This window comes from Promicromonospora iranensis (assembly GCF_028994805.1).
Lineage (GTDB): Bacteria > Actinomycetota > Actinomycetes > Actinomycetales > Cellulomonadaceae > Promicromonospora > Promicromonospora iranensis.
In genome coordinates this window covers 269,845-290,575 of record NZ_JAJQQP010000009.1, presented here as the reverse complement: position 1 = coordinate 290,575, position 20,731 = coordinate 269,845, and the positions used below count along the sequence as shown (strand labels likewise).

The 20,731-nt window shown below is 70.9% G+C and carries 20 protein-coding genes; 6 read left to right on the top strand and 14 right to left on the bottom strand.

Features of this window, described 5'->3' with window-relative positions; translation table 11 throughout:
- Positions 1 to 25: 25 nt before the first annotated feature.
- From cmk to LUM46_RS17215, 5 genes are all read right to left on the bottom strand, one after another.
- Positions 26 to 751: a (d)CMP kinase gene (gene cmk, locus LUM46_RS17235; RefSeq protein ID WP_274995449.1), complete on the bottom strand. Its 726-nt coding sequence runs from the start codon at positions 749 to 751 to the stop codon at positions 26 to 28.
- Positions 752 to 836: 85 nt separating this feature from the next.
- On the bottom strand, positions 837 to 1,751 hold the full coding sequence (locus LUM46_RS17230; protein WP_274995448.1) for a pseudouridine synthase: 915 nt from the start codon (positions 1,749 to 1,751) through the stop codon (positions 837 to 839).
- A 54-nt stretch (positions 1,752 to 1,805) separates the two neighbouring features.
- Positions 1,806 to 2,465, bottom strand: a complete 660-nt coding sequence (scpB, locus tag LUM46_RS17225) for an SMC-Scp complex subunit ScpB (protein WP_274995447.1) — start codon at positions 2,463 to 2,465, stop codon at positions 1,806 to 1,808.
- Positions 2,462 to 3,430 (bottom strand): segregation and condensation protein A, encoded by a 969-nt coding sequence (locus LUM46_RS17220; RefSeq protein ID WP_374727029.1) that lies wholly within the window; start codon positions 3,428 to 3,430, stop codon positions 2,462 to 2,464. Before LUM46_RS17220 ends, scpB begins: the two co-directional genes overlap by 4 nt.
- 97 nt (positions 3,431 to 3,527) lie before the next feature.
- Complete coding sequence (locus LUM46_RS17215; protein WP_374727028.1) at positions 3,528 to 4,415, bottom strand: ParA family protein; 888 nt, start codon at positions 4,413 to 4,415, stop codon at positions 3,528 to 3,530.
- Positions 4,416 to 4,531: 116 nt separating this feature from the next.
- Between LUM46_RS17215 and LUM46_RS17210 the strand changes: the two genes are divergently transcribed.
- Positions 4,532 to 5,113: a Rossmann-fold NAD(P)-binding domain-containing protein gene (locus tag LUM46_RS17210; RefSeq protein ID WP_274995445.1), complete on the top strand. Its 582-nt coding sequence runs from the start codon at positions 4,532 to 4,534 to the stop codon at positions 5,111 to 5,113.
- A gap of 6 nt (positions 5,114 to 5,119) precedes the next feature.
- Here LUM46_RS17210 and xerD read toward each other — a convergent pair whose 3' ends face one another.
- The 3 genes from xerD to LUM46_RS17195 form a co-directional block, all read right to left on the bottom strand.
- Entirely contained in the window at positions 5,120 to 6,112 is a 993-nt protein-coding gene (gene xerD, locus LUM46_RS17205; protein WP_374726988.1) for a site-specific tyrosine recombinase XerD, read from the bottom strand.
- An 81-nt stretch (positions 6,113 to 6,193) separates the two neighbouring features.
- Positions 6,194 to 7,045 carry an HpcH/HpaI aldolase/citrate lyase family protein gene (locus tag LUM46_RS17200; RefSeq protein ID WP_274995480.1) on the bottom strand — a complete coding sequence of 284 codons (852 nt, stop codon included), beginning with the start codon at positions 7,043 to 7,045 and terminating at the stop codon, positions 6,194 to 6,196.
- A 174-nt stretch (positions 7,046 to 7,219) separates the two neighbouring features.
- The gene (locus LUM46_RS17195; RefSeq protein WP_274995444.1) at positions 7,220 to 8,200 is read right to left on the bottom strand and encodes a heme o synthase; all 981 of its coding nucleotides are present in this window, start codon (positions 8,198 to 8,200) and stop codon (positions 7,220 to 7,222) included.
- Between the two features lie 332 nt (positions 8,201 to 8,532).
- Between LUM46_RS17195 and tkt the strand changes: the two genes are divergently transcribed.
- The 5 genes from tkt to pgl are packed head-to-tail and all read left to right on the top strand — an operon-like array spanning position 8,533 to position 15,231.
- Positions 8,533 to 10,638: a transketolase gene (gene tkt, locus LUM46_RS17190; protein WP_274995443.1), complete on the top strand. Its 2,106-nt coding sequence runs from the start codon at positions 8,533 to 8,535 to the stop codon at positions 10,636 to 10,638.
- A gap of 40 nt (positions 10,639 to 10,678) precedes the next feature.
- Positions 10,679 to 11,851: a transaldolase gene (gene tal / locus LUM46_RS17185; protein WP_274995442.1), complete on the top strand. Its 1,173-nt coding sequence runs from the start codon at positions 10,679 to 10,681 to the stop codon at positions 11,849 to 11,851.
- On the top strand, positions 11,848 to 13,410 hold the full coding sequence (gene zwf / locus LUM46_RS17180) for a glucose-6-phosphate dehydrogenase (RefSeq protein WP_274995441.1): 1,563 nt from the start codon (positions 11,848 to 11,850) through the stop codon (positions 13,408 to 13,410). Before tal ends, zwf begins: the two co-directional genes overlap by 4 nt.
- A gap of 46 nt (positions 13,411 to 13,456) precedes the next feature.
- Complete coding sequence (opcA, locus tag LUM46_RS17175; RefSeq protein WP_274995440.1) at positions 13,457 to 14,386, top strand: glucose-6-phosphate dehydrogenase assembly protein OpcA; 930 nt, start codon at positions 13,457 to 13,459, stop codon at positions 14,384 to 14,386.
- Complete coding sequence (pgl, locus tag LUM46_RS17170; RefSeq protein ID WP_274995439.1) at positions 14,386 to 15,231, top strand: 6-phosphogluconolactonase; 846 nt, start codon at positions 14,386 to 14,388, stop codon at positions 15,229 to 15,231. The genes opcA and pgl overlap by 1 nt, the downstream gene beginning before the upstream one ends.
- Positions 15,232 to 15,337: 106 nt before the next feature.
- Here the strand turns inward: pgl and LUM46_RS17165 are convergent, their stop codons facing one another.
- The 6 genes from LUM46_RS17165 to whiA form a co-directional block, all read right to left on the bottom strand.
- Positions 15,338 to 15,700 carry an RNA polymerase-binding protein RbpA gene (locus tag LUM46_RS17165; RefSeq protein ID WP_274995438.1) on the bottom strand — a complete coding sequence of 121 codons (363 nt, stop codon included), beginning with the start codon at positions 15,698 to 15,700 and terminating at the stop codon, positions 15,338 to 15,340.
- Between the two features lie 54 nt (positions 15,701 to 15,754).
- Positions 15,755 to 15,997, bottom strand: a complete 243-nt coding sequence (secG, locus tag LUM46_RS17160; RefSeq protein WP_274995437.1) for a preprotein translocase subunit SecG — start codon at positions 15,995 to 15,997, stop codon at positions 15,755 to 15,757.
- Between the two features lie 259 nt (positions 15,998 to 16,256).
- A complete protein-coding gene (gene tpiA, locus LUM46_RS17155; protein ID WP_274995479.1) occupies positions 16,257 to 17,027 on the bottom strand; it encodes a triose-phosphate isomerase in 771 nt (256 codons plus the stop codon).
- A gap of 70 nt (positions 17,028 to 17,097) precedes the next feature.
- Positions 17,098 to 18,297 (bottom strand): phosphoglycerate kinase, encoded by a 1,200-nt coding sequence (locus LUM46_RS17150; protein WP_274995436.1) that lies wholly within the window; start codon positions 18,295 to 18,297, stop codon positions 17,098 to 17,100.
- Positions 18,298 to 18,409: 112 nt separating this feature from the next.
- Positions 18,410 to 19,414: a type I glyceraldehyde-3-phosphate dehydrogenase gene (gene gap, locus LUM46_RS17145; protein WP_274995435.1), complete on the bottom strand. Its 1,005-nt coding sequence runs from the start codon at positions 19,412 to 19,414 to the stop codon at positions 18,410 to 18,412.
- Between the two features lie 284 nt (positions 19,415 to 19,698).
- Positions 19,699 to 20,679 (bottom strand): DNA-binding protein WhiA, encoded by a 981-nt coding sequence (gene whiA, locus LUM46_RS17140; RefSeq protein WP_274995433.1) that lies wholly within the window; start codon positions 20,677 to 20,679, stop codon positions 19,699 to 19,701.
- Between the last annotated feature and the right edge of the window lie 52 nt (positions 20,680 to 20,731).

Below are 20,731 nucleotides of genomic sequence, written 5' to 3'. Positions count from 1 at the left end.
CGGCTCAGGCTCTGCCCATACCGCCTCAGGCGGACGGCGCCACCTCGCGCCCCGTCACCTGCGCGACGACGGCGAGCACGGCGTCGACCGTCTGCTCGAAGTCGAGGTCGCTGGAGTCGACGGTCGCCACGCCGTCGGCGGCGACGTGGAACTGTGTGACCTTCGCGTCGTCCCGGTCGCGGCGCAGCACCTGGTCGCGCGTGGCGTCGACCGCCGTGGCATCGGCCGCGCCGTGCACCTCCAGCGACCGGCGGCGCAGGCGTGCCTCCTCGGACGCGGTGAGCAGCACCCGGGCGTCGGCGTCGGGCGCGACGACGGTGGTGATGTCGCGGCCCTCGGCCACGATCCCCCGGCCGCCCGAGTGCACCGCCTGTGCCGCGCTGGACTCCTGGTCGATGATCTGGCGCTGGAGCCGCTTGAGCTCGGACCGGACCTCGAGGTTGGACGCCACCTTCGAGACGTTGGTGGTGACCTCGGTGGACCGGATGGTCACCGCCACGTCCCGCCCGTCCAGCTCGACGCCCGGCGCCTCCGGGTCCAGCCCCATGACCAGGGGCATCGCCCGGACCGCGGTGGCGACCGACACGGCGTCGTCCAGGTCGGCCGTCTCCATGCTCCAGACCGTGGCCGCCCGGTACATGGCGCCCGTGTCGAGGTAGGCGAGGCCGAGCCGGGCGGCGACCGCCTTCGACACGCTCGACTTGCCGGAGCCCGACGGCCCGTCGATGGCGATCACTACAGGGCTGGTCACAGTGCTGCTCACTTCCGTCGAGTGCTGGGTGTCTGCCGTCCGAGTGCGTACTCAGGGGCAAGAACCCAGCACTCGACGGAGGAGGTTACAGGTCTACGGCGCCCATCAGGGTGCCGAGCTCGGTCCGGCCGAGCACGCGCGTACGGCCGGACTTCAGGTCGCCGAGCGGGATCGGGCCGATCCGGGTCCGCACGAGGCGCGTCACCGGGTGGCCGACCGCGTCGAACATCCGGCGCACGATCCGGTTGCGGCCCTCGTGCAGCACGACCTCCAGCATCGCGTAGCCGTCGATCTGCTGGACCACGTGCACCGCGTCCATCTTCGCGATGCCGTCGTCCAGCTCGATGCCCTTCAGCAGCTCGCGGCCGACGCGCGGATAGATCTCGCCCTCGACGGTCACGAGGTACGTCTTGGCGATCTTGTACTTCGGGTGCGACAGGCGGTTGGCGAGCTCGCCGTCGTTCGTCAGGAGGAGCAGGCCCTCGCTGTCGGCGTCGAGCCGGCCGACGTGGAAGAGACGCTCCTCACGGTTCTTGATGAGGTCCGCGACGGTCGGGCGCCCCTTGGGGTCGTCCATCGTGGACACCACACCCAGCGGCTTGTTCAGCGCGATGGTCACCTTGGCCTGGTCCAGCTGGATCCGCAGCCCGTCCACGTGGATGACGGCGGTATCGGGGTCGACACGCACGCCCAGCTCCGTGACGACCTGGCCGTCCACCTCGACGTGCCCGCCCGCGATCAGCTCCTCGCTCGCCCGGCGGGACCCGAGCCCGGCCTGGGCGAGGACCTTCTGCAGCCGCACGCCGCCCTCGACGTGCACGTCGCGGCCCTGCTCGGCAGGCTTCGCGGGCTTGCGCCGCGGTGCGTTCGCCTGGGCGCGGCTCTTGGCCGAGCTGCCGCCCCGGAAGTTCTTGCCGCCCTTGCCGGAATGGTCGGGACGGCGCGGCTGCTGGCCACCACTGGATTCGCGGCGGCTCCCGCCGCGGCGTTCGTTGCTCATGATTCGTCTCTCGGTGAGTCGGAAAAGGCGCTGTGACCTGCGTGCGGACCCGGACTAGGAGTCCAGCCCGTCGAGGCCGTCGAACGTGTCGAGGTCCGGCAGGTGCGGCGCCAGCGGAGGCAGCTCGTCGAGCGACGAGAAGTCCATCCGCTCCAAGAAGTATCCCGTGGTTCCGAACAGAACCGCACCCGAGCTCGGGTCCTGGCCGATCTCGGCGATCAGCCCGCGGGTCAGCAGCGTCCGCACGACGCCGTCCACATTGACCCCGCGCACCGCGCTGACCTGGCCACGCGTCACCGGTTGACGATAGGCGATCACCGCGAGCGTCTCCAGTGCGGCCTGGCTCAGCTTCGACGACTGGCCGTCCAGCACGAACCGTCCCACCGGGTCCGCGTGCGCGGCCGACGAGTAGATGCGCCAGCCGTCCACCGTCCGGCGCAGCTCGAAGCCGCGCGGGCGGGACCCGAGGTGGCCCGCGTACTCGTCGGCCAGCTCGTGCAGGATGTCGTCGGTCTCGTCCTGCGTCAGGTTCAGCGCCGCGGCGATGCGGTCCGCCCCGATCGGCGCGTCCGCCACCATGAGCACGGCCTCGACCGCCGCGTGCGCACCGCCCGGGAGCGTGTGCACGTCGACAAAGGCCAGCTCGTCCTGCGTGGAGCCCTCGACCGGGGCGTCCACCTGCACGGCCTCGGGGGCCTGTTCTTCGACGGTCATGCTGTTGTCGCCTCCGTTCCGGGTTCCGCTGTCTCGCCGACCTGGTCCGCCGGGTCGCCCTCGTCGAACTCGCTCGGCCCGGCCTGGGGATCGAGGTACTTCTCTCCGTCGTCCGGCCCGGCGGTCCAGCGCACCGTCAGCTCGCCCAGAGGGGTGACCTGCTCGAAGCCGACGAGGGAGTCGCGGAACAGCTCCAGCAGCGCCAGGAACCGGGCGACGGCCACGAGACGTTCCGTCCCCGCCGTCAGCGACCGGAACGTCACCGAGCGCTCGACCCGGAGGCGCTTCACGATGACGCCCGCCTCCTCGCGCACGCTCACCGCAGAGCCGTGCAGGTGGGCAAGGCCCACCACGGGCGGCGGCTTCGGGGCCAGCACCCGGGCGGCCAGCTCGGCGAGCTGCTCCCCCGTCGTGTCCCAGACGAGCTCGGGCAGGATCGCGGCCAGGTGCGGCTCGAGCGGCGTCAGGCGCGGCACGCGGCGTCCGGCAGACGCCATCTGGTCCGCGATGACCTTCGAGACCTCCTTGTACGCCCGGTACTGCAGGAGCCGGGCGAACAGCAGGTCGCGGGCCTCGAGCAGCTCGAGGTCCTCCGCGTCCTCGTCGATGACGCCCGGCAGCAGCCGGGCCGCCTTGAGGTCCAGCAGCGTCGCGGCGATCACGAGGAACTCGCTGGCCACGCCGAGGTCCCAGGACGCGTGCTCCTCGCCCCGCGCGGCAGCCTCGCGGGAGACCCGCTCCGCCTCGCGGATGTGCCCCACGAACTCGTCGGTCACCACCGCGAGCGCCACCTCGGTGACGTCCATCTTGTGCTTCGCGATCAGCGACAGCAGCAGGTCGAACGGGCCCTCGAAGTTGTGCAGGTGGACCAGGAAGGTCCGGGAGCTGCGGCGCTCGTCCGCGGGCGACTCGTCCGCCGTCGGCTCCGGGCCGGGCTCCGTCTCGAGGACGTCGGAGTGCTCCACCGCCGCCTCGGGCTCTACCGTCTGTTGCCCGAGGCCGCGGTTCTGCTCCGTCCGGGCGTCGCGTTCCTCGACCCCCACACTGCGCGCCACCTCCGCCTCAGGCAGCGTCGCCGCGGGCCACGAGCTCCCGGGCGAGCTGACGGTACGCGGCGGCGCCCGGGTGGCCCGGGGCGTAGGCGGTGATGGGCTCGGCGGCGACCGTGGCGTCGGGGAACTTCACCGTGCGCCCGATGATCGAGTGCAGCAGCGTGTCGCCGAAGGCCTCGTGCACCCGGGCCACGACCTCCCGGGAGTGAAGGGTCCGCGAGTCGTACATGGTGGGGAGGATACCGTCGATCTCCAGGGCCGGGTTGAGCCGGTCCCGCACCTTCTCGATGGTCTCCACCAGCAGCGCGACGCCGCGCAGCGCGAAGAACTCGCACTCGAGCGGGATCAGCACGCCGTGCGCCGCGGTCAGGGCGTTCACCGTGAGCAGGCCGAGGCTCGGCTGGCAGTCGATGAGGATCACGTCGTAGTCGTCCATCACCGGACGCAGCGCACGGGCCAGCACGGACTCGCGGGCCACCTCGCCCACGAGCTGCACCTCGGCCGCCGAGAGATCGATGTTCGCGGGCAGCACGTCGAGGTTCTCGATGCCGGACGGCATGATCACGTCGTGGATGTCCACGTCCCGCTCCATGAGCAGGTTGTAGATGGTGAGGTCGAGCTCGTGCGGGTTGACCCCGATACCGACGGACGCCGCGCCCTGCGGGTCGAAGTCCACCAGGAGGACCCTGCGGCCGTACTCCGCGAGACAGGCGCCGAGGTTGATGGTGGTGGTGGTCTTGCCGACGCCACCCTTCTGGTTGCACATCGCGATGATGCGCGCGGGGCCGTGGCTCGTCAGCGGCGCCGGCTCCGGGAGCTCCGGCATGGCGCGTCCGACGACGTCGCGCACGATCTCCGGGTCCGTGGGTGCGCCGACGACCGTCTTGCCGAGAAGCATGTCGGTCATCGTGTTCGCTCCCTCCTGACTGGGTGCCTCGCTCACGCCCGCCACGCTATACCAGAGTGTGGGCACCACCCCCGTGATAGCCCCGGCGTGGCGTATCACGCTCCGTCATGGCGACGGTCAGTGGCGACGGTCAGAGGTTCTTCAAGGCAGCGGCGCTCGCCCCCAGCGCCGTGGAGCTGGCCGCTCGGGTTCGGGCTCAGCCCGGAGGGGTCGTGCTCCGCGCGTCCGGCTTCATGCAGAACTTCTTGCGCCCGCACCCCCTGGCCGAGCGCATCCATCGGTTCGGCGAGATCCGCACGGCGGCGGGCGACGGCCGGCTGGGGTGGGTCGATGCTCGGGACATCGCGGCCAGTGCCGCCGCCCTCCTGACCGAGGTCTCGGCGGACATCCGGAGCGACTACCTGATCACCGGGCCGCACGCGATGAGCTATCCGCAGGCGGCACGGATCATCACGGCGCAGACGGGCAGGGGCATCCGGGTGGAGCCGATGACCCAGGAGGAACAGGCAGCCGCCTACCGTTCCGCCGGCCTGTCCACGGAGTTCGCCGCAGCGCTGGCCGCCGTCGAGCGTGGGATCAAGGAGGGCCGCGAGGACCAGGTGAGCACCGCGGTGCTCGAGCTGACCGGCCGCCCGCCACGTGCCTTCGCCGAGTTCGTCGCCGACCACGCGGACGAGTGGGCGCGGTAACCGCTCCTAGCGCGCCCGGGGGTGCGCCGCCGCGTAGACCTCGCGCAGCGCGTCCGGGGTGACCATCGTGTAGATCTGCGTCGTCGTGACCGAGGCGTGCCCCAGCAGCTCCTGGACCACCCGCACGTCCGCCCCACCCGACAGCAGGTGGGTTGCGAACGAGTGCCGCAGGGTGTGCGGGGAGACGTGCTCGTTGAGTCCTGCCCGCGCCGCGGCGGCCTGCAGCGCGGCCCAGGCGGTCTGCCGCGACATCCGCGCGCCCCGCGTGTTCAGGAACAGGGCCGGCGTGCCGCGGCCCGCGGCCGCCAGCGCGGGGCGCGCCCGGACCAGGTAGGCCTCGAGCGCGTCACGCGCGAACGAGCCGACGGGGACCGCCCGCTCCTTCGACCCCTTCCCCAGCAGCCGGACGGCGGTCCGGTCGCTCACCCCGTCGACGTCCAGCCCCACGATCTCCGAGATCCGCGCGCCCGTGGCGTACAGCAGCTCGAGCAGCGCCCGGTCGCGCAGGGGCAGCGGGCCGTCGCCGGCGCCCGCGGCGTCGAGCAGGGCGGCGACGTCGTCCACGGACAGCGCGTGCGGCAGGCGCCGCAGCTGGGTGGGCGCACGCACCTCGGCGGACGGGTCGTCCACGGCCATGCCCTCGGCCTGGGCGAACCGGTGCCAGCCGCGCACGGCGGCCAGGGCCCGCGCGGTGGACGACGGCGAGAGCGGGCGACCGCCGTCGGCCCCCTGGCGTACTGCCTCGACGAACCCGGTGACGTCCGCCTCCGCGACCTCGCCGAGCCCGGGCCGGCCGGCCGCCGCGAGGTACCCCGCGTACCGCACCAGGTCGCGCCGGTACGCGGCGACGGTGTTCGCCGAGAGCCCACGCTCCACGCTCAGGTGCGCCAGGTAGTCCCGCAGGGCACGGTCGAGCCGGGCGCTGACGGCGGGGCCGGACGCGAGCTCGCGCGACGCAGGCTCACGGTGGGGCCGCAGGTGGGCCGGGGCGGTGGACACCGGCCCATCATGCCGAGCGTGGCTCGCCGTTCGGGCAGGCCACGCCGGGGAACCGTGATGCGAGGTCGGCGGGAGGGCCCGTCAGGCGGGGTTGATCCCGAACAGCTCGGCGCGCGAGCGGATCACCTGCGCGCGGGCGAGGCGCGGCTTGTCGCTGCCGTCGCGGATGACGGAACCGGCTGCCTCGAACTCGGCGAAGAAGTCGACGGCCCAGGCCACGTCGGACGGCGTCGGCGCGAAGGACTCGTTGATGACCGCCGGCTGCTCGAAGTCCAGGCAGAGCTTGCCGGTCATGCCGAGGATGACCGCGTCGGCGGACTGCTCGCGCAGCAGCGCGTGCGACGAGCCCACCGTGGGACCGTCGACCGGGCCGGGCAGGCCGCCGATGCGGCTGGCGACGACGAGCCGCGTGCGCGGGTACGCCATCGCCATGGGCTCGTTGGCGGTGCCGGTGTCGCGGCGGTAGTCCCCGGAGCCGAACGCGAGGCGGAAGGCGCCGCGGGCCCGGGCGATGTTCACGGCCTCCTCGATGCCGAGCGCCGACTCGACGAGCGGGATGACCGGCACGTCGCCGCCGAGACGCTGCGCCGTGTCGATGACGTCGTCGGCGCTCTCCGTCTTGGCGAGCATGACGCCGTTGAGCCCCTTGAGACCCCGCAGGTGCGCGACGTCGTCGGCCCACGACGGTGCCTGGCGGTCGTTGATCCGGACCCAGGCGCTGCCGCCGTTCTTGATCCACCGGATGACGTTCTCGCGCGCCTCGTCCTTCAACGAGTCGTCGATCGCGTCCTCGCAGTCGAGAATCACCTGGTCCGCCCGGGAGAGCTGCGCCTTGTCGAAGAGCTCGGTCCGCATCGCGGAGAGCAGGAGCCAGGCGCGCGCGTAGTCGGGAGCGACGCGTGACTTCTCGCGGGCCGCCCGGCGGGGAGCCAGGTCCGCCTCGGGTTCGACGGCGGTCGACGTCGGCAGGCCCGCGGAGTAGCTCCCGGACTGCGCGGCCGGGTTCTCGGCATGGTCGGTGGTTCGGTCGGCTGGGGTCTCGGTCACCCGCTCAGCCTATGGCGGCCCCTCTGCACCGGCCGAATCATGACCGCGCCGATACCAGCGTCAGAAGGGGAGGAAGACGTCCACCGCGACGGCCACGAAGAGCAGCGACAGGTACGTGATCGACCCGTGGAACACCTTCATGGCGCCCAGCTTGCCGCTCGCCTTGCCCTGCGCCCGGCGCAGCATGGCGATCGTCGACCAGAGGAACCACCCGCCGAGCACCGCGGCCACCACCGTGTAGACCCACGACATGCCCGCGAGCGGCGTCAGCAGGAGCGAGCAGGCGATCATCGCGAGCGTGTAGCCCACCATCTCGGCGGCCACGCGCTTGTCATCGCTGACGACCGGCAGCATCGGGACGTTCGCGTTGGCGTAGTCCTTCTTGAACTTGATCGAGAGCGGCCAGTAGTGCGGCGGCGTCCAGAAGAAGATGATGCCGAACAGCGCCAGCGCCGCCCAGCTCAGCCCGCCCGTCACCGAGGCCCAGCCGATGAACACGGGCATGCAGCCCGCGATGCCGCCCCAGACGATGTTCTGCGGGGTGCGACGCTTCAGGATCATCGTGTAGCCGACGACGTAGATCGCGATCGCGCCCAGCGTGAGCCACATGGCGGCCCAGTTGATCATCACGGCGAACCAGGTCAGCGACAGCAGGCCGAGGATGGAGGCGAACACCAGGCCCGCGCGCGGCGTGATCTCCCCCGTCGCCATCGGACGCTTCTTGGTCCGGTTCATGACCTGGTCGATGTCCCGGTCCCACCACATGTTGAACGCGTTGGCGCTCCCCGCGGCGCCAGCGCCGCCGACGAGCGTCGTGAGGATCAGCCAGAAGCTCGGCAGACCGTCGGCCGCCAGGATCATGGTGGGCACGGTCGTCACCAGCAGCAGCTCGATGACGCGCGGCTTGGTCAGCGCGACGTACGCACCCGCCCGACGCAGGAACCATCCCCCAGGACGCGGCCCGACGTCGGCGGCGGGCTCCTCGGTGCCGGACGTCTGGGGACGCGCGGTCTGTCCGGTCGTCGTGTGGCTCGTTCTCACGCGCGTCGCAGTTCCGTTCGGGAGGGTCCTGGGTTCGATAGCGCACCTGGTGGGCGCAGTTGCCGTCCGGGTGCTCGTCCATCGTACGTCGGGGCCTGACGTGGCCGCGCACGGCATTCCCCCGGAGCCGTGTGAGATTTGTCCTGACTGCGGCGCTGTCAACTCTGTGGACAGGCCTGCGCGGGGCCTGGGGTGCGCGTATAGGGTTGATTTTGTTATCGAACGAAGGGCGGTCCGGCATTCCGCCGCCGCCGCACGCACGCTGCACGGCTCTCCGGCCCGTCTGCTCTCCGGGCAGGGGCGAGGGTCGACGGCGGAGAGAAAGAGGACTCGTGAACGCTTTCGACCCCGTGCTGAAGCCCCTGGAGTGGTCGGAGCTCGACGAGCGAGCGGTCAAGGCCATCAAGGCACTGGCTGCGGACGCCGTCGAGAAGGTGGGTAACGGACATCCCGGAACCGCGATCTCGCTCGCGCCGGCCGCGTACCTCCTCTTCCAGAAGGCCATGCGCCATGACCCGTCCGACCCCGAGTGGCTGGGCCGCGACCGGTTCGTGCTGAGCGCCGGCCACTCGTCGCTGACGATCTACCTCCAGCTCTTCCTCGCCGGCTACGGCCTCGAGATGGACGACATCGCCGCTCTGCGCACCTGGGGCTCCAAGACCCCCGGTCACCCCGAGTACCGCCACACCACGGGCGTCGAGATCACCACCGGCCCGCTGGGCCAGGGCCTCGCGTCCGCCGTGGGCATGGCGATGGCCTCCCGCCGCGAGCGCGGTCTGCTCGACCCCGCCGCCGCCCCGGGTGAGTCGCCCTTCGACCACCACGTGTACGTCATCGCGTCCGACGGCGACCTGCAGGAGGGCGTGACCTCGGAGGCCTCGTCGCTCGCAGGCCACCAGCAGCTCGGCAACCTGATCCTGATCTGGGACGACAACAAGATCTCGATCGAGGACGACACCAACATCGCCTTCACCGAGGACGTCCTGAAGCGCTACGAGGCCTACGGCTGGCACACCCAGCGCGTGGACTGGACCTCGGGCGGCGAGGGCTACGCGGAGGACACCGACACGCTGGCCGCGGCGATCGACGCCGCCAAGGCGGAGACCGGCAAGCCCTCGATCATCGCGCTGCGCACGATCATCGGCTGGCCCGCGCCCACGAAGCAGAACACGGGCGGCATCCACGGCTCGGCCATGGGCACCGACGAGGTCAAGGGCCTCAAGTCCGCGCTCGGTCTCGACCCCGAGGCGACGTTCGCCATCGACGACGAGGTGCTGTCCTACACGCGCTCCGTCGCGGAGCGCCAGGCCGACGAGCGGAAGGCGTGGGAGTCGGCCTTCGCCGCATGGAAGGACGCCAACCCGCAGCAGGCCGCGCTCCTGGAGCGCCTGCGCGCCCACGAGCTGCCCGAGGGCTGGACCGGCTCGCTGCCGGAGTTCGAGGCGAGCGAGAAGGGTGTCGCCACCCGCGCGGCGTCGGGCAAGGTGCTGAACGCCCTGGCGGACGTGCTGCCCGAGCTGTGGGGCGGCTCCGCCGACCTGGCCGGCTCCAACAACACGACGATGGACAACGTGCCGTCGTTCGTGCCCGCCGAGCACGCCACCAAGAAGTTCCCGGGCAACGAGTACGGCCGCACGCTGCACTTCGGCATCCGCGAGCACGGCATGGGCTCGATCCTCAACGGCATCGTCCTGCACGGCCTGACCCGCCCCTACGGCGGCACCTTCCTGCAGTTCGCCGACTACATGCGTGCGTCGGTGCGCCTGGCGGCGCTGATGGGCATCCCCACCACGTTCGTCTGGACGCACGACTCGATCGGCCTCGGCGAGGACGGCCCGACCCACCAGCCGGTCGAGCACCTCGCGGCGCTGCGGGCCATCCCGAACCTCGACGTCGTCCGCCCGGCGGACGCGAACGAGACCGCCTGGGCGTGGCGCGGCATCCTCGAGAACCGTGACAACCCGGCCGGCCTCGTGCTGACCCGGCAGAACGTGCCCACCTACCCGCGCGGCACCGACGGCTTCGCCGCCGCCGAGGGCACGCTCAAGGGTGCCTACACCCTCCTGGACACGGACGGCACGCCCGACGTCGTCCTCGTGGGCACCGGCTCCGAGGTCCAGCTCGCCGTCGAGGCACGCGAGATCCTCGCGGCCGACGGCGTCCGGGCCCGCGTGGTCTCGATGCCCTCGCTCGAGTGGTTCAACAAGCAGGACGAGTCCTACCGCGAGTCGGTCATCCCGTCCGGTGTGAAGGCACGCGTCTCGGTCGAGGCGGGCGTGGCACAGGGCTGGCGCGAGATCGTCGGCGACGCCGGCCGCATGGTCTCGCTCGAGCACTACGGCGCGTCGGCCGACTACAAGACGCTCTACGCCGAGTACGGCATCACGGCCGAGGCTGTCGCCGAGGCCGCCAAGGAGTCGATCGAGGCGGCCTCCTGAGCCGCTCCGGATCGCACACGGACACGAGAGGAAGGGCACGATGACCGACAGCACGAACGACAGCGTCAGCGAGAACGTCAGTCCCACCCAGCGGCTGTCCGAGGCGGGTGTCGCCATCTGGCTGGACGACCTGTCCCGTGAGCGCCTGCGTACCGGCAACCTCGCCGAGCTCGTCAGCACCAAGAACGTCGTCGGGGTCACGACCAACCCGACGATCTTCGCCGCCGCCCTCGCGCAGGGCGACGCGTACGACGACCTCCTGGCCGAGCTGGCCGGGCCGCCGAACGATGGCGACGTCGAGGCCGCCGTGGAGCGCATCACCACCGACGACGTCCGTGACGCCGCCGACCTGCTGCGTCCGGTGTACGACGCCACGTCCGGCGTCGACGGCCGCGTGTCCATCGAGGTGGACCCGCGGCTCGCCCGCGACACGGCGGCGACCGAGGTCACCGCCGTCCGGCTGTGGGAGACCGTCGACCGGCCGAACGTGATGATCAAGATCCCGGCCACCGTCGAGGGTCTGCCGGCGATCACGACGACGCTCGCCCAGGGCATCAGCGTGAACGTGACGCTGATCTTCTCGATCGAGCGGTACCGGGCGGTGATGGACGCCTTCCTCGCCGGCCTCGAGCAGGCCAGGGCGGCGGGCCACGACCTGTCCGTCATCGGCTCTGTCGCATCGTTCTTCGTGTCCCGCGTGGACGCGGAGGTCGACAAGCGCCTCACGGCCATCGGTACCGACGAGGCGCTCCAGCTGCGCGGCCAGGCCGCCATCGCGAACGCCCGGCTCGCCTACGCGGCGTACGAGGAGGTCTTCGCCACCGACAGCACAGGGCGGTGGGCGGACCTCCAGGCCCTCGGCGCCCAGCCGCAGCGTCCGCTGTGGGCGTCGACCGGTGTGAAGGACCCGAGCTACCGCGACACGATGTACGTGGACGAGCTCGTGGTGGCCGGCGTGGTCAACACCATGCCGGAGAAGACGCTCGACGCGTTCGCCGACCACGGCATCGTGCTTGCCGACACCGTCACCGGTTCGGCCGAGCAGGCATCGGCGGTCATCGCCGCCATCGAGGCGCAGGGCATCTCCATGGACGAGGTCACCGCACAGCTGGAGGACGAGGGCGTGACCAAGTTCGAGGTCAGCTGGGACGAGCTGCTGGCCACCACCAAGACCGGTCTCGACACCGCCGGCGCGGGGACCGGGAACCGGTGAGGCCCGCGAAGATCGCGCAGGGGGTCAATCCCCTGCGCGACCCCCTCGACCTGCGGCTGCCGCGCATCGCGGGGCCGAGCGGCCTGGTCATCTTCGGCGTGACGGGCGACCTGTCGCGCAAGAAGCTCATGCCTGCCGTCTACGACCTCGCCAACCGTGGCCTCCTGCCGCCGGGCTTTGCCCTGACGGGCTTCGCCCGGCGCGAGTGGGAGGACCAGGACTTCGCACAGGTGGTGCACGACGCCGTCAAGGAGTACGCGCGCACCCCCTTCCGCGAGGCGACGTGGCGTCAGCTCGCCGAGGGCATCCGGTTCGTGCAGGGCTCGTTCGACGACGACGACGCGTTCGACCGTCTTCGGCAGACCGTCGAGACCCTGGACAAGGAGCGCGGTACCGGCGGCAACCACGCGTTCTACCTGTCGGTCCCGCCGTCCGCGTTCCCCGTCGTGTGCGAGCAGCTCTCGAAGCACGGGCTCTCGCGCCCCGACAACGACGAGGACGGCGACGGCGTCGACGCCTGGCGGCGCGTGGTCATCGAGAAGCCGTTCGGGCACGACCTGGCGAGCGCCAAGGAGCTCGACGCGGTGGTGTCGAAGGTCTTCGACCAGGACTCGGTGTTCCGCATCGACCACTACCTGGGCAAGGAAACCGTCCAGAACATGCTGGCGCTGCGCTTCGCGAACACGATGTTCGAGCCCATCTGGAACTCGAACTACGTGGACCACGTGCAGATCACCATGGCCGAGGACATCGGCATCGGGGGCCGCGCCGGGTACTACGACGGGATCGGCGCCGCACGCGACGTCATCCAGAACCACCTGATCCAGCTCCTGGCGCTGGTGGCCATGGAGGAGCCCGTCAACTTCGACGCCGCCGAGCTGCGTGCCGAGAAGATCAAGGTGCTCTCCTCCGTCCGCCTGCCCTCTGACCTCGGCAAGCACACCGCCCGCGGCCAGTACGAGGCCGGCTGGCAGGGTGGCGACCAGGTGCCGGGCTTCCTCGACGAGGACGGCATCGCGAAGGACTCCACCACGGAGACCTTCGCCGCGGTCCGGGTCGACGTCGACAACCGCCGCTGGGCGGGCGTCCCGTTCTACCTGCGCCACGGCAAGCGCCTGGGCCGGCGGGTCACCGAGGTGGCGGTGGTGTTCAAGAAGGCACCGCACCTGCCGTTCGAGTCGTCCCTGACGTCCGAGCTCGGCAACAACGCCCTGGTCATCCGCGTGCAGCCCGACGAGGGCGTCACCATGCGGTTCGGCGCCAAGGTGCCGGGCACCGCGATGCAGGTGCGCGACGTGACGATGGACTTCGGTTACGGGCACTCGTTCACCGAGTCCTCCCCCGAGGCGTACGAGCGGCTCATCCTCGACGTGCTGCTCGGCGACCCGCCGCTGTTCCCGACGCGCGAGGAGGTCGAGCTCTCGTGGAAGATCCTCGACCCGATCACGTCGTACTGGGCGCGCAAGGGCAAGCCCGAGCCGTACGCGTCGGGAACCTGGGGGCCGCCGTCGGCCGACGCCATGATGGAGCGCGACGGCCGGAGCTGGAGGCGACCATGATGACACCGCCAGCCGACACGCCCCCCGGAGAGGTGAGGACTGCCGCATGATCATCGACATGCCGGACACCACGACCAACCAGGTCAACAAGCGTCTGGTCCGCCTGCGTGACGAGGGCGGAGCCGTGGCCCTGGGCCGCGTGCTCACCCTCGTGGTGCTGGCCGACGAGCAGGACGTCGAGGAGGCGGTGGAGGCCGCGAACGACGCGAGCCGTGAGCACCCGTGCCGGGTCATCGTCGTCGCCCCGGCGAAGCGCGGTTCCGACGCCCGGCTCGACGCCCAGATCCGGGTGGGCGGTGACGCCGGCGCCTCCGAGGTGGTGGTGCTGCGCGCCTTCGGTCCGCTCCTGGAGCGGACCGACACCCTGGTGATGCCGCTCCTGCTGCCCGACGCGCCGATCGTGGCCTGGTGGCCCCGGGAGTCGCCCGCGGTGCCGTCGCAGGACCCGGTGGGCGCCATGGCGACCCGCCGGATCATCGACAGCACCACCGCCAAGAACCCGGTGGAGATGCTCGAGACCCTCAGCGGGTCGTACGCGCCCGGTGACACCGACCTCGCATGGGCACGCGTCACCCTGTGGCGGGCGCTCATCGCGGCGGCGGTGGAGCAGCCTCCGTTCGAGCCGGTGGTCTCCGTGACCGTCGAGGGACAGAAGCGGCACACGTCGCTCGACCTGCTCGCCGGCTGGCTCAGTGCCCGGCTGAACTGCCCGGCCGAGGTCGTGCGCACCGACAGCGACGATGCGATCACCCGGGTGACCCTGGAGCGCAAGAGCGGGCCGATCGTGCTCGACCGGCCCGACGGGCGCACCGTCACGATCACGCAGCCGGGCAAGCCCGCCCGGCGGATCGCCCTGCCGATCCGGGCGCTCAACGAGGCCCTGATCGAGGAGCTGCGCCGGCTCGACCCGGACGAGGTCTTCGAGGAGACGCTCATGCGCGGGCTCAAGCAGGTCACCACGCGGACGGCGGCCTGATGTCCGGGTCGACGTCCGGGGCGGCGTCCAGGCAGACGCCGGGGGTGCGGCTCGTCGTCGTGCACCCTGACAAGGAGGTGCTCGCGCAGGCCGCGGCCGCGCGGCTGCTCACGCGCGTGCTCGACGTGCAGTCGGTCCGCTCCCCCGTGCACGTCGTGCTCACCGGTGGTTCGGTGGGCATCGCGACGCTCGCGGCGGTGGCCGCGAGCCCGCTCGTGCCGGCCGTCGACTGGTCGGGCGTCCACCTCTGGTGGGGCGACGAGCGGTTCCTGCCGGACGGCGACCCGGACCGCAACGAGACCCAGGCGCGGGAGGCGCTGCTCGACGGCCTGGTCGCCGAGCACGGGCTCCCCGCGGCCAACGTCCACCCCATGCCGGGGCCGACGTCGGTGGCGACGCCCGAGGAGGGCGCGGCGGCCTACGCCGATCTCCTCCGTGAGTACTCGGGTGAGTACTCGGGTGAGTACTCGGGTGAGCAGACGGGCGAGCAGAGCGAGGAGGCCGTCCCGGTCCCGGCGTTCGACGTCCTGCTGCTCGGTATGGGTCCCGACGGGCACGTCGCATCCCTGTTCCCCGGCCACGACGGCCTTGCCGCGCGGGGGACGACGACGGGCGTGCACGGTTCGCCCAAGCCGCCGCCCGAGCGCGTCTCGCTCACGTTCGACGCGATCCGGTCCGCCCGCGAGGTGTGGGTCGTCGCGGCGGGCGCCGAGAAGGCGGAACAGGTGGCCGCCGCACTGGCCGACGGCTCGGTGACGGAGGTCCCGGCAGCGGGCGCCGTCGGCCAGGCCCGCACACTGTGGCTCCTGGACGCCCAGGCGGCCGCCACCACCCCGCCGAGGTAGTCGCTTGGCGAAGTAGTCATGCAGCGAGGTAGTCACCCGGTTCGCGCTGGGTGACTACCTCGCTGCATGACTACTTCGCCAGATGACTACCTCGGCGGGAAAACTCTTAGCGCACCACTCGACCGCCGCGGCGGGTCCGCAGTGCCTCCAGCGCCTCCTCCAGGAGGGCTGCGCCGTCCTCGTCGGACCGGCGTTCCTTCACGTAGGCGAGGTGCGTCTTGTACGGCTCGTTCCGCACCGGAGCCGGCGGATTGACCGGATCCATCCCCGCGGGGAAGCCACAACGCGGGCAGTCCCACTGCGTGGGGGCTTCCACGTCCTCGCCGACCGAGAAGGTCGGTGCTGTCTCGTGCCCGTTGGCACACCAGTAAGAAACTCGGATGCGCGGGGCAGTATCGCCGCGCTCTGTCTCCCCGAGAGGGCCGGCGCCTACCCGGCTCCCCCGAATCGCATGACCGCCTGATGCCACGTCTGTCGTCCCCTCTGTGTGTGGCCGTCAGCTGCTAGGCGCTTGGCGACCGGGTCAGCTGACCTTCTGGATGAGCCCGAGCAGGACGATCACCACAGCCCACACGAGGGCGAAGGAGATAGTGATGCGATTGAGGTTCCGCTCGGCAACACCGGAGGAACCGGCGCCCATCGAGATTCCGCCACCGAACATGTCGGACAGTCCGCCACCCTTGCCCTTGTGGAGCAGGATGAGCATGGTGAGGAAGCCACTGGTGAGGACCAGCAGTACTTCCAGGATGATGCGGAGCGCGTCCACGGGTTCACGTCCTCGGTTGTAGGTGTGCCGGGCGTCACCCGGCGGCGGATCGGTCAAGAGTAAGCGAGACGCACCTCACAGTGCGAACCCCCTGTTCAGGAGGCCCTAGAGCCCTGAGCAGGGGTCACACCGGAACGTCACGCCCGAGCGAGAGTACCTCAGCGAGGTTGCAGGAGTGTCTCGGACACAGCATGGGTTGTGCGCGTGATCGTTGCTATGACGTGCCGTTTCAGGCGCAACGATCACGCCCACAACTCAATCAGGCGGTGACGTGGGACTGGTAGCGGGCGATCTTGGCGAACTCCTCGGGGTCGAGGCTGGCCCCGCCCACGAGCGCGCCGTCGACGTCGGGCTGCGCCATGATCTGCGCGACGTTGCCCGACTTCACGGAGCCGCCGTACAGGACGCGCACGCCGTCGGCGACGCTCTGGTCGCACAGCTCGCCGAGCACCCGGCGGATCGCGCCACAGACCTCCTGTGCGTCCTCCGGGGTGGCCACCTCGCCGGTGCCGATGGCCCAGACGGGCTCGTAGGCGATGACGATCGTGGCGATCTGCTCGGCCGGCACGTCGGCCAGCGCGGCCTCGACCTGCGCCAGCGTGTGCGAGACCTGGTTGCCCGCCTTGCGCACCTCCAGGCCCTCGCCGACGCACAGGATCGGCGTGAGGCCGTGCGCGAAGGCAGCGCGCACCTTGGCGTTGATCAGCTCGTCCGACTCGCCGTGGTGCTCGCGACGCTCGGAGTGCCCGATCGCGACGTAGGTGCAGCCCAGCTTCGCGAGCATCGCGCCGGAGATCTCACCGGTGTACGCGCCCGACTCGTGCTTGGAGATGTCCTGGGCGCCGTAGACGAGCTCCAGCTTGTCGCCGTCCACGAGCGTCTGCACCGATCGCAGGTCGGTGAACGGCGGCAGCACCGCCACCTCGACCGCGTTGTAGTCGTGCTTGGCGTCCTTCAGGGACCAGGACAGCTTCTGGACCGTGCTGATCGCCTGCTGGTGGTCCAGGTTCATCTTCCAGTTGCCCGCCATCAGCGGCGTGCGGGTGGTAGCCACGTGTTTTCTTCCTTCGTTGAGAGGTACGTCAGGTCAGCGGGGTGCGTCAGTCGGCGAGGACGGTGAGCCCGGGGAGCTCCTTGCCCTCCAGCAGTTCCAGGCTCGCGCCGCCACCGGTCGAGATGTGGCTGAACCCTGCCTCGTCGAAGCCGAGCGCGCGTACCGCCGCGGCCGAGTCGCCACCGCCCACGATGGAGAACGCGCCGTCGGCCGTCGCGTCGACGATGCCCTGTGCCACGGCCTTGGTGCCCGCGGCGAACGCCTCGAACTCGAAGACGCCCATGGGGCCGTTCCACGCGATGGTCTTCGCGTCGGCCAGCTTCTCGGCGAACAGCTTGCCGGACTCCGGACCGATGTCGAGGCCCATGGTGCCGTCCGGGATCGAGTCCGCGGCGACTACCTGGTGGGGCGCGTCGGCGGCGAACGAGTCGGCCGCGACGACGTCCACGGGCAGCACGATCTCGACGCCGTTCTTCTCCGCGGAGTCGAGGTAGCCCTTGACGGCCTCGATCTGGTCCTCCTCCAGCAGGCTGTTGCCCACCGACTGTCCCTTGGCCGCCAGGAACGTGAAGACCATGCCGCCGCCGATGAGCAGGCGGTCCGCCTTGGTCAGCAGGTTCGCGATGACGCCCAGCTTGTCGGACACCTTCGAACCGCCGAGCACGACGGCGTAGGGGCGCTCGGGGTCACCGGTCGCCTTGGACAGCGACTCGACCTCGGATCGCACCAGGCCGCCGGCGGCGGCGGGCAGCACCTGCGCGACGTCGTACACCGACGCCTGCTTGCGGTGCACGACACCGAAGCCGTCCGACACGAACGCGTCCGCGAGCTGCGCCAGCTCGCCGGCGAGCTCGGCGCGCTCCGCGTCGACCTTCGAGGTCTCGCGGGGGTCGAAGCGGACGTTCTCGAGGAGGGCGACCTGGCCGTCAGCCAGGGCGTCCACCGTCACCTTCGCCGACGGACCGACGAGGTCCTCGGCGAGCGTCACGTCCTGCTCCAGCAGCTCGCCCAGGCGGGCGGCGACGGGCGCGAGGGAGTACTGGGGGTCCGGCGTGCCCTTGGGGCGGCCGAGGTGGGCCATCACGACGACGCGCGCGCCGGCGTCGGTCAGCCGCTTCAGCGTCGGCAGGGCCGCGCGGATGCGGCCGTCGTCGGTGATGGTGGTCCCGTCGAGCGGGACGTTGAAGTCTGAGCGGACCAGGACGCGCTTGCCGCGCAGGTCGCCGAGGGAGTCGATGGTCTTCATGAGCGCTCCAAAGAGAGTCCAGCAGCCGGGGTTCCGTCACATGACGACGTCCGCGCGCGCCGGCTGGCCGATGCGCACGCGGACGTCAGGGTTCACGCTGGGAGAGAAGCCGTCAGAGCTTCTCGCCGACGAACACGGTGAGGTTGACGAGGCTGTTCGAGTAGCCCCACTCGTTGTCGTACCAGGAGACGACCTTGACCTGGTTGCCGATCACCTTGGTGAGCTTCGCGTCGTAGATGCTCTGGTGCGGGTTGGTCACGATGTCCGAGGAGACGATGTCGTCCTCGACGTACTCCAGGACGCCCTTGAGCGGGCCCTCGGCGGCGGCCTTGACCGCGGCGTTGACCTCTTCGATGGTCACCTCGCGCGACGCCTCGAACGTGAGGTCCGTGGCCGAGCCGGTGATGACCGGCACGCGCAGGGCGTAGCCGTCCAGCTTGCCCTTGAGCTCCGGGAGCACCAGGGCGACGGCCTTGGCGGCACCGGTCGTCGTGGGGACGATGTTCTGCGCGGCCGCACGGGCGCGGCGCAGGTCCTTGTGCGGGCCGTCCTGGAGGTTCTGGTCACCCGTGTAGGCGTGGATCGTGGTCATGAGGCCACGCTCGATGCCGATCGAGTCGTTCAGCGCCTTGGCCAGCGGAGCCAGGCAGTTCGTGGTGCACGACGCGTTCGAGATGATGTGGTGCGCCGCGGGGTCGTACAGCTCGTTGTTGACGCCCATGACGAACGTGGCGTCCTCGTTCTTGGCCGGGGCCGAGATGATGACCTTCTTGGCGCCGGCGTCGATGTGCGCCTTCGCCTTGGTGGCGTCGGTGAAGAAGCCCGTGGACTCGATGACGATGTCCGCGCCCAGCTCGCTCCAGGGGAGGTTCGCGGGGTCGCGCTCGGCGAGCGCACGGATCTTCTTGCCGTCCACGATGATGTTCTCGTCGTCGAAGTCGACGGACTTGCCGAAGCGGCCCAGCACCGTGTCGTACTTGAGCAGGTGCGCGAGCGTCTTGTTGTCGGTCAGGTCGTTGACGCCCACGACCTCGATGTCTGCACCTGACTCGACGAGAGCCCGGTAGAAGTTCCTGCCGATACGGCCGAAGCCGTTGATGCCGACGCGGATGGTCACAATGCCCTCCTCAGGGGGCGCCGGCCGTCCCGGCGCACACGTTTCCTTGTATCTGTCGCCACTGCCGTCGATGGCCGACGGCGCGTGCGTTGCAGGTTGGTCCGGGCGCCGCGACCTCGCGACGACCCGAACGGGAAACGCGATGGTCACGGCGTCGTCACCTGACGATTTCGAGCCTATACCCGAACCCGGCCGAACCGTGACCCGAGCCCAGACAGCGTGGAACTCAGGGTTCTGTCCGTTCTCACAAGACGGATCGGGCGGTCAAGGCTCACGGTCACGACTCAGAGGTCGAGCAGGTCCGCGGGCAGGCCGGCCTCGGTGTCGGGGATGCCCAGCTCGAGAGCCCGCTTGTCCGCCGTCGACAGCAGGCGGCGGATGCGGCCCGCGACGGCGTCCTTGGACAGCTGCGGCTCGGCCAGCCGGCCCAGCTCCTCGAGCGACGCCTGCTTGTGCGCGAGCCGCAGCTCACCGGCCTGGCGCAGGTGGTCGGGCAGCTCGTCACCGAGGATCTCGAAGGCCCGCTGGACCCGCGCGCCCGCGGCCACGGCGGCTCGGGCGGAGCGGCGCAGGTTCGCGTCGTCGAAGTTGGCCAGGCGGTTGGCCGTGCCACGCACCTCGCGACGCTCCCGGCGCTCCTCCCAGACCTTGAGCGTCTCCGGTGCGCCGATGCGCTCGAGCATGCGCCCGATGGAGTCGCCGTCGCGGATCACCACGCGGTCGATGCCGCGCACCTCGCGGGACTTGGCCGCCACGCCCAGCCGGCGTGCGGCCCCGACGAGCGCGAGCGCCGCCTCCGGCCCGGGACTGGTCACCTCGAGGGCCATGGACCGGCCGGGCTCCGTCAGCGAGCCGTGCGCCAGGAACGCGCCGCGCCACACGGCCTCCGCCTCCTGCACGCCTGCCGACACGACCTCCGGCGCCAGCCCGCGCACGGGGCGGCCGCGGGCGTCGAGGAGCCCCGTCTGGCGGGCGAGCGACTCCCCCTCGCGCACGACGCGCACCACGAACCGCGAGCTCTTCCGCAGGCCGCCCGCCTGGACCACGATGAGCTCGCTCGTGTGGCCGTACAGGTCGTGGATGGCATGTCGCAGCCGGGTCGCGGCGAGCTCGGTGTCGAGCTCCGCCTCGATCACCACCCGACCGGAGATGATGTGGAGACCGCCGGAGAACCGCAGCGTCGCGGAGACCTCTGCCTTACGGCAGGATGTCTTCGCCACCCGCACCCGCGCGAGCTCCTCCTTGACCTGTCCCGTGAGCGCCATGGCGTCATACTGCCATGGTCACGCGCAAGGTAAGCCGGTGGAATCGCGGATA